Consider the following 7,675-nt stretch of genomic DNA (forward strand, 5'->3'; position numbering starts at 1 on the left):
CAACCAGGACACCCTGGCCTTCTTCAAGTGGGCCTTCGAGAACGGCCAGGCCCAGGCCAACGAGCTGCACTACGTGCCGCTGCCGGCTGAACTGGTCAAGCAGATCGAGGCCTACTGGGCGACCGACCTGAAGTGATGGACACAGCGGCCTTCGCTCTGGCCCGCGACAGCGACCTGCCGATGCGCGTGTTCGACATGGGCCAGCCGGGCGAACTGCTGAAGATCCTCAACGGCGCGAACATCGGCACCCTGGTCCAGGGCCGCGACCCGGCCTGAGCCTGAGCGCAAAGCGACGACCGGGCCGATTCAGGCCCGGCAGCGTCCCGTATTCGCCTATAATCGCCCGATTCCAGATACATCCAGGACCGGGCGATGCTCAACGACATCAAGAACAACGCGCAGACGCGCATGGCCAAGAGCATTGACGCTCTGAAGCACACCCTCACCTCCATCCGGACCGGGCGTGCCACCCCGGCCCTGCTGGACCGCGTGACGGTCAGCGCCTATGGCAACGCCAGCACCCCGCTGAACCAGGTCGCGTCGATCTCCAACGCCGACGCCCACTCGCTGCTGGTCACCCCGTTCGACAAAGGCATGATCAAGGAGATCGAAAAGGGTCTCTACAACGCCGAGTTCACTCCGAACACGCTGGGCACCGCGATCCGCATCAACATGCCGCCGCCGACCGAAGAGCGCCGCAAGGAGCTGGTCAAGCAGGTGCAGAAGGAAGGGGAAGGCGCCAAGATCGCGATCCGCAACATCCGTCAGGACGCGAACAAGGAAATCGCCAAGCTGGTCAAGGACAAAGCGATCAGCGAAGACGAGAAGAAGCGCGGCGAAGACGACATCCAGAAGCTGACCGACGCCAACATCAAGGACGTCGACAAGGTCGTTGCCGACAAGGAAAAAGAACTGCTGTCGGTCTGAAGTCGATGCCTTCAGTCCCGCCTCCGTTGCCTGCCTCCCTGCCCCGCCACATTGCCATCATCATGGATGGCAATGGGCGTTGGGCACAGCAGCGCCGTCGCCCCCGGGTGATCGGCCACCGTGCCGGCGCGCGCGCGGTCAACCGCACCATCGAGCGCTGCCTTGAACTGGGCATTCCGGCGCTGACCCTGTTCGCCTTCTCCAGCGAGAACTGGGGCCGGCCGCAGGAGGAAGTGGACGCGCTGATGAAGCTGTTCCTCGGTGCACTCGACCGCGAAGTGGACGAGCTGCACCGGCGTGGCGTGCGCGTGCGCTTCATCGGCGAACGCGAGCGCTTCGGCGCCGGGCTGGTCAGCCGCATGCAGCTGGCCGAGCAGCGCACCGCCGACAACACCACCCTGACCCTGTCGATCGCTGCCAGCTACGGTGGCCGCCAGGACATCGCCCGCGCCGCGCGCGCCCTGGCCGTCGAAGTGGCGGCCGGTCGCCTGCTGCCCGAGCAGATCGACGAAGCGCTGCTGGGCAGCCAGGTGGCCCTGGCCGACCTGCCGCCGCCGGACCTGTTCATCCGCACCGGCGGCGACACCCGCATCAGCAACTTCCTGCTGTGGCAGCTCGCCTATACCGAACTGTGGTTCACCGAGGCCCTGTGGCCGGACTTCGACGCCGGGCAGCTGCAGCAGGCGCTCGACGCCTATGCCGGTCGCGAGCGTCGTTTCGGCCTGACCAGCGCCCAGATTGCCGCACTGGCCACCGAGACTTCCAGCCCATGACCAAGACCCGAGTCCTTGCCGCGCTGATCATGGCGCCGCTAGCCATTGCGGCGATCCTGCTGCTGCCCACGCAATGGCTGGCCGCCGCCGCCGCCGCCGTGCTGCTGATCGGCCTGTGGGAATGGCTGAAGCTGGCCGGTATCGAAGACACCCTGGCGCGCACCGTGCTGCTGGTGCTGAACCTGCTGCTGATGGTGCTGCTGGTCTGGGCCGATGGCAGCACCCTGGTCCTGTTCCAGATAACCACGCTGGCCGGCGTTGCCTGGTGGCTGGCCGCGCTGCTCTGGTTGCGCTTCTTCAACTTCGGTGCACAGCCGTCGGCACCCTCGCGGATCCTGAAGATGCTGGCCGGTACCCTGGCCATCGTCCCGGCCTGGGCCGCGCTGGTGCTGATCCATGCCGGCGGCGATCCGCCGGGCCAGCAGGGCCACCTGTGGCTGCTGGCTGCGCTGGCGCTGGTGTGGGCGGCCGACTCGGGCGCCTATTTCGCTGGCCGCCATTTCGGCAAGCACAAGCTGGCGCCGCGGATCAGCCCCAACAAGACCTGGGAAGGCCTGTTCGGCGGCCTGCTGGCCGGTGTCGCCGTGGCCCTCGGCCTGGGCTGGCTGGCTGGCATCGATGCCGCACACCTGCCCGGCCTGTTGATCACCGCGGTGGTGGCGGTGTTCGCCTCGGTCCTGGGCGACCTGTTCGAGAGCCTGATCAAGCGCCATGCCGGCGCCAAGGACTCGGGCCACCTGATCCCGGGCCACGGTGGCGTGCTCGACCGGGTCGACGGCGTCCTCGCCGCCGTGCCGGTGTTCGCGCTGGGCAAGGAAATCTTCGGGTTCTGACCATGAATGCTGCTGCAGACCTGCGCCGGGTCGCCGTGTTCGGCGCTACCGGCTCGATCGGCGCCTCCACGCTGGACGTGATCGCCCGCCACCCGCACCGCTACCAGGCCACGGTGCTCGCTGCCGGCCGCCAGGTGCAGGCGCTGCTGGCGCTGTGCCGCCAGCACAGACCCGCGCACGCGGTGATCGCCGACGCATCGCTGTTCGCCGAACTGCGTGACGGCCTGCGCGAGGCCGGCCTTGCCACCGAGGCCCATGCCGGCCAGGCCGCGCTGGACCAGCTGGCCGCCAGCGATGCCTGCGATACCGTGGTCGCGGCCATCGTCGGCGCGGCCGGCCTGTCCTCGACCCTGGCTGCCGCGGCCGCCGGCAAGCGCATCCTGCTGGCCAACAAGGAATCGCTGGTGCTGGCCGGCGAACTGCTGACCCGGACGGCCGAACGTGCCGGTGCCGAAATCATCCCGATCGACAGCGAGCACAGCGCGATCTTCCAGTGCCTGCGCTCGCGCGATGCCAGTGTCGACGGCGCCGGCGTGCGCCGGATCCTGCTGACCGCCTCCGGCGGCCCGTTCCGTGGCCGCAGCCGCGCCGAACTGGCCCAGGTCACCCCGGCCCAGGCCGTTGCCCACCCCAAGTGGTCGATGGGGCCAAAGATCTCGGTCGATTCGGCGACATTGATGAACAAGGGCCTGGAAGTCATCGAGGCCCACCACCTGTTCGGCGTGCCCGGCGAGCGCGTCGAGGTGCTGGTGCACCCGCAGAGCCTGGTCCATTCGCTGGTCGAGTTCGTCGATGGCTCGACCCTGGCCCAGATGGGCCTGCCGGACATGCGCACCACTCTCGCCGTCGGCCTGGGCTGGCCGCAGCGCATCGAATCGGGCGTGGCCGGGCTGGACCTGCTGGCCCAGGGCCGCCTGGATTTCGAGGCCCCGGATACTGACGCCTTCCCCTGCCTGGCGCTGGCCTGGCAGGCGATGCAGGCCGGCGGCACCGCACCGGCGGTGCTGAACGCCGCCAATGAAGAGGCGGTTTCAGCGTTTCTTCAGGGCCGGATCGGTTTCCTGACGATCCCGGCGCTGGTTGCTAACGCTCTTTCAACACTGCCGACCCAGCCAGCCGATACACTGGAGATCCTGTTGTCCGCCGACCACCGGGCACGCCAGCTCACCCTGAACGCCATCGACGCCGCCTGAACGACCGCCTCGCCCAGCATGACGCCGCCGCCCTTGCCCACCACTGTGAGCCTGCATGACTGACTTCATCGGATCGGTCTGGTGGATGATCGTCAGCCTCGGGCTGCTGGTCACCTTCCACGAGTTCGGGCATTACTGGGTCGGGCGCCTGTGCGGGGTCAAGATCCTGCGTTTCTCGGTCGGCTTCGGCCGGCCGCTGTGGTCGCGCCGCGACAGGCACGGCACCGAGTTCGCCATCGCCGCCATCCCGCTGGGCGGTTACGTGAAGTTCCTCGACGAACGCGAGGTCGAAGTCCACCCGCACGAGCGCGGCCAGGCCTTCAACCACAAGACCGTCTGGCAGCGCATCGCGATCGTTGCCGCCGGCCCGATCGCCAATCTGCTGCTGTGCATCCTGCTGCTGTGGGCGATGTTCGTGATTGGCAAGCAGGATTACTCGCCCACCATCGGCCGTGTCAGCGGCATCGCCGCCAGTGCCGGCCTGGCCAGCGGCGACCGCGTGCTGCGCGTGGACGACCGCCAGGTGGTCACCCTCGGCGAGGCCAGCATGGCGCTGACCGCAGCCGCGATGGACCGCCGCGACGTGAAGCTGGAAGTGCTGGATACGGCCGACCAGGTACGCACGCGCACCCTGCCGCTGTCGCAGCTGCCGGCGGGTTTCGATGAGCGGCGGGTGCCGATCCTGGCTGGCCTGCACTGGCAGTCGTGGCTGCAGCCGGCGCAAGTGGAATCGCTGAGTGCGGACTCCGTGGTGGCAGGGCAGCTGCAGCCAGGCGACCTGATCGTGGCCATCGATGGCCAGCGCATCGACAGCGTCGACCAGGTGATCGGCGAGATCCAGGCCCTGGGCCGTGCCGGCGGGCCCGGAATGATCGAGGTCCTGCGTGGCGGCGAGCGCCTGGCGCTGGAAGTCACCCCGCGCCAGGGCAAGGACGGCAAGGGCAATCCGGTCTGGCAGATCGGCGTCGGCTTCCCCACCAGCTACAGCCCCGCCTATGACACCCTGCTGCGCTATGGCCCGCTGGATGCGGTGACCGTGGCGGTGCGCGAGACCGGCCGCCTGGCCGCCGACTCGCTGGGCATGATGGGTCGCATCGTGACCGGCAAGGCCTCGCTGCAGAACGTTTCCGGGCCGGTCACCGTCGCCCGCGTGGCCAATGTCTCGGCCAAGCGCGGCCTCGACTGGTTCCTGCAGTTCCTTGCCCTGCTGTCGCTCAGCCTGTGCATCATCAACCTGCTGCCGATCCCGATCTTGGACGGCGGCCACCTGCTGTATTACCTTATCGAGTTGGTCAAGGGCAGCCCGCTGAGCGAGCGTGCCATCGCCGCCGGCCAATACATCGGCCTGGCGTTGCTGGCCGGGCTGATGGGGTTGGCGTTCTACAACGACATCCTCGGCTTGGTCCCGCGATGAACTTTTCCACGTTGTTGCCGTCTACAGCGTCGGCATCCCGCACCAATGAAATCGACCTTCCTACCGGACGTGACATGACGCGACTCCCCAATCGCCGCCTGCTGGCCCTCGCCCTCGCCGCCGTCACCGGCGCTCCCGCCCTGGCCCAGGCAGCCGAGCCCTTCACTGTCAGCGACATCCGCGTCGATGGCCTGCAGCGCATCAGCTCGGGCACGGTGTTCACCTACCTGCCGGTGGAACGCGGCGAGACGATCACCGACAACAAGGTCGGCGAGACGATCCGCGCCCTGTACAAGACCGGCTTCTTCGAAGACGTGCAGCTGGACCGCCAGGGCACGATCCTGGTGGTGACCGTCAAGGAACGCCCGGCGATCAACAAGCTGACCGTGACCGGCAACAAGGACATCAAGTCCGACCAGCTGCTCAAGGGCCTGTCCGACATCGGCCTGACCGAGGGCGGCACCTTCGATCGCCTGAGCCTGGACCGCGTGACCCAGGAACTGCGCCGCCAGTACAACGACCGTGGCAAGTACAACGTCGACATCACCCCGACGGTGAGCCCGCTGGACCGTAACCGCGTGGACATCGCCATCGCCATCAAGGAAGGCAAGGCCGCCAAGATCCGCCACGTCAACCTGGTGGGCACCGAAAAGTTCGAGAGCAAGGACATCCTGGAGACCTGGGAGTCCAAGGAGCACAACTGGGCGTCGTGGTACCGCCGTGACGACCAGTACTCCAAGGAAAAGCTGTCCGGCGACCTGGAAAAGCTCAACTCCTGGTACCTGGATCGCGGCTACGTCGATTTCAGCATCGATTCCACCCAGGTCTCGATCAGCCCCGACAAGCGCGACATGTTCCTGACCGCGGGCGTGACCGAGGGCGCGCAGTACAAGATCTCCGAGATCAAGGTCAGCGGCGACACCATCCTCCCGCAGGAGGACGTCGAGCGCATGGTGATCCAGAAGTCCGGCGACACGTTCTCGCGTGCCCTGCTGGAATTCAGCTCGGACACCATCACCAATTCGCTGTCCAACATCGGCTACGCGTTCGCCAAGGTGAACCCGATCCCGACCACCAACCGCGCCGAGCAGACCGTGGCCATCAACATGCAGGTCGTGCCCGGCCCGCGCGTGTCGGTGCGCCGCATCCTGTTCCGCGGCAACACCCGCACGTCCGATGAAGTGATGCGTCGCGAAATGCGCCAGTTCGAGAACAGCTGGTACTCGCAGGCCGCGATCGACCGCTCCAAGATCCGCCTGCAGCGCCTGGGCTACTTCGAATCGGTGGAAGTGGAGACCCCGGCCGTCAGCGGCAGCAACGACCAGGTCGACGTCGTCTACAACGTCAAGGAAACCACCTCGGGCAGCTTCGTGTTCGGCCTGGGTTACTCGCAGTCCTACGGCATGACCACCTCGGTGCAGCTGTCGCAGAACAACTTCCTCGGTGGCGGCAACCGCGTGTCGGTCGAAGCCTCGCGCAGCAGCTACCTGCAGCGCTACGGTTTCAGCTACACCAACCCGTACTTCACCGATGACGGCGTGTCGCTGGGCTACAACCTGTCCTGGCGCGAACTGGATTACTCGGACTTCAACACCGCGCAGTACAACAGCACCAACGGTGCCGCGCAGGTGGTGTTCGGCGTGCCGCTGACCGAGACCGACACCGTCTCGCTGATGTTCGGCATCGACAGCAACCAGATCACCACCTACCAGGGCTCCACCCCGCAGTCGATCATCGACTACATCAACGCCGTCGGTAAGCGCACCTTCCATGCCTGGCGCACCGAGCTGGGCTGGGCGCGCGACTCGCGCAACGACTACTTCATGCCGACCCGCGGCACCTACCAGCGCGTGGGCCTGGAAACCACGCTGCCGGGTTCGACCATCGAGTACTACAAGCTGAACTACCAGATCAGCAAGTACTGGCCGATCATGCCGTCGCTGGTGATCAACACCCGCGCCGAAATCGGCTACGGCGATGCCTACGGCAAGGACTACACCCGTACGCTGACCAATCCGGATGGCACCACCCGCACCGTCACCGCAAGCGGCCTGCCGTTCTTCGAGAACTTCTACGCCGGTGGTACCAACTCGGTACGCGGCTTCGAGGACAACACCCTCGGCCCGCGCGAAGTCACTACTGGTTATCCGGAAGGCCAGCCGCTGGGTGGCTCGCTGAAGACCGTCGGTTCGGTGGAAGCCTACTTCCCGCGCCTGTTCGACAGCCCGTCGGCGCGCGTGTCGGCCTTCGTCGACTTCGGCAACGTGTATACCGGCGTGGACAACTTCAAGGCCAACGAGCTGCGCGTATCCACCGGTGTGGCCCTGCTGTGGCGCGCCCCGGTCGGCCCGATCTCGATCAGCTACGCCTTCCCGCTGAAGAAGGAAGACGATGACAAGATCGAACGCCTGCAATTCACGTTCGGTGGGCAGTTCTGACGAACCGCGAGGCGGTTCGCCAGAACTGCCCCCGCATTCCACCTATCCCCCGCGCCGCTACGCATGCCATCCATGGCATGCGCCCTTCGGGCCGTTG

General features: G+C 66.7%; 6 protein-coding genes and 2 pseudogenes. All 8 read left to right on the plus strand.

Features of this window, described 5'->3' with window-relative positions; all coding sequences use genetic code 11:
- A pseudogene (locus ABGA94_RS07380) lies at positions 1 to 136 on the plus strand (phosphate ABC transporter substrate-binding protein PstS); the annotation flags it as partial.
- A pseudogene (locus ABGA94_RS07385) lies at positions 130 to 276 on the plus strand (UMP kinase); the annotation flags it as partial. The pseudogenes ABGA94_RS07380 and ABGA94_RS07385, both read left to right, overlap by 7 nt.
- 96 nt (positions 277 to 372) lie before the next feature.
- Positions 373 to 927: a ribosome recycling factor gene (frr, locus tag ABGA94_RS07390; RefSeq protein WP_005415853.1), complete on the plus strand. Its 555-nt coding sequence runs from the start codon at positions 373 to 375 to the stop codon at positions 925 to 927.
- A 5-nt stretch (positions 928 to 932) separates the two neighbouring features.
- Positions 933 to 1,700, plus strand: a complete 768-nt coding sequence (gene uppS, locus ABGA94_RS07395; protein ID WP_032954050.1) for a polyprenyl diphosphate synthase — start codon at positions 933 to 935, stop codon at positions 1,698 to 1,700.
- Positions 1,697 to 2,533: a phosphatidate cytidylyltransferase gene (locus ABGA94_RS07400; protein ID WP_005415851.1), complete on the plus strand. Its 837-nt coding sequence runs from the start codon at positions 1,697 to 1,699 to the stop codon at positions 2,531 to 2,533. The genes uppS and ABGA94_RS07400 overlap by 4 nt, the downstream gene beginning before the upstream one ends.
- A 2-nt stretch (positions 2,534 to 2,535) precedes the next feature.
- Complete coding sequence (locus ABGA94_RS07405; protein ID WP_375366874.1) at positions 2,536 to 3,726, plus strand: 1-deoxy-D-xylulose-5-phosphate reductoisomerase; 1,191 nt, start codon at positions 2,536 to 2,538, stop codon at positions 3,724 to 3,726.
- Between the two features lie 55 nt (positions 3,727 to 3,781).
- A complete protein-coding gene (gene rseP / locus ABGA94_RS07410) occupies positions 3,782 to 5,140 on the plus strand; it encodes an RIP metalloprotease RseP (RefSeq protein WP_375366876.1) in 1,359 nt (452 codons plus the stop codon).
- 74 nt (positions 5,141 to 5,214) lie between these two features.
- Positions 5,215 to 7,578, plus strand: coding sequence for an outer membrane protein assembly factor BamA (gene bamA, locus ABGA94_RS07415; protein WP_053497093.1), 2,364 nt, complete (start codon positions 5,215 to 5,217; stop codon positions 7,576 to 7,578).
- Positions 7,579 to 7,675: the final 97 nt, after the last annotated feature.

Origin of the sequence: Stenotrophomonas sp. 3diitr2024 (assembly GCF_042136455.1) — a bacterium.
GTDB lineage: Bacteria > Pseudomonadota > Gammaproteobacteria > Xanthomonadales > Xanthomonadaceae > Stenotrophomonas > Stenotrophomonas sepilia.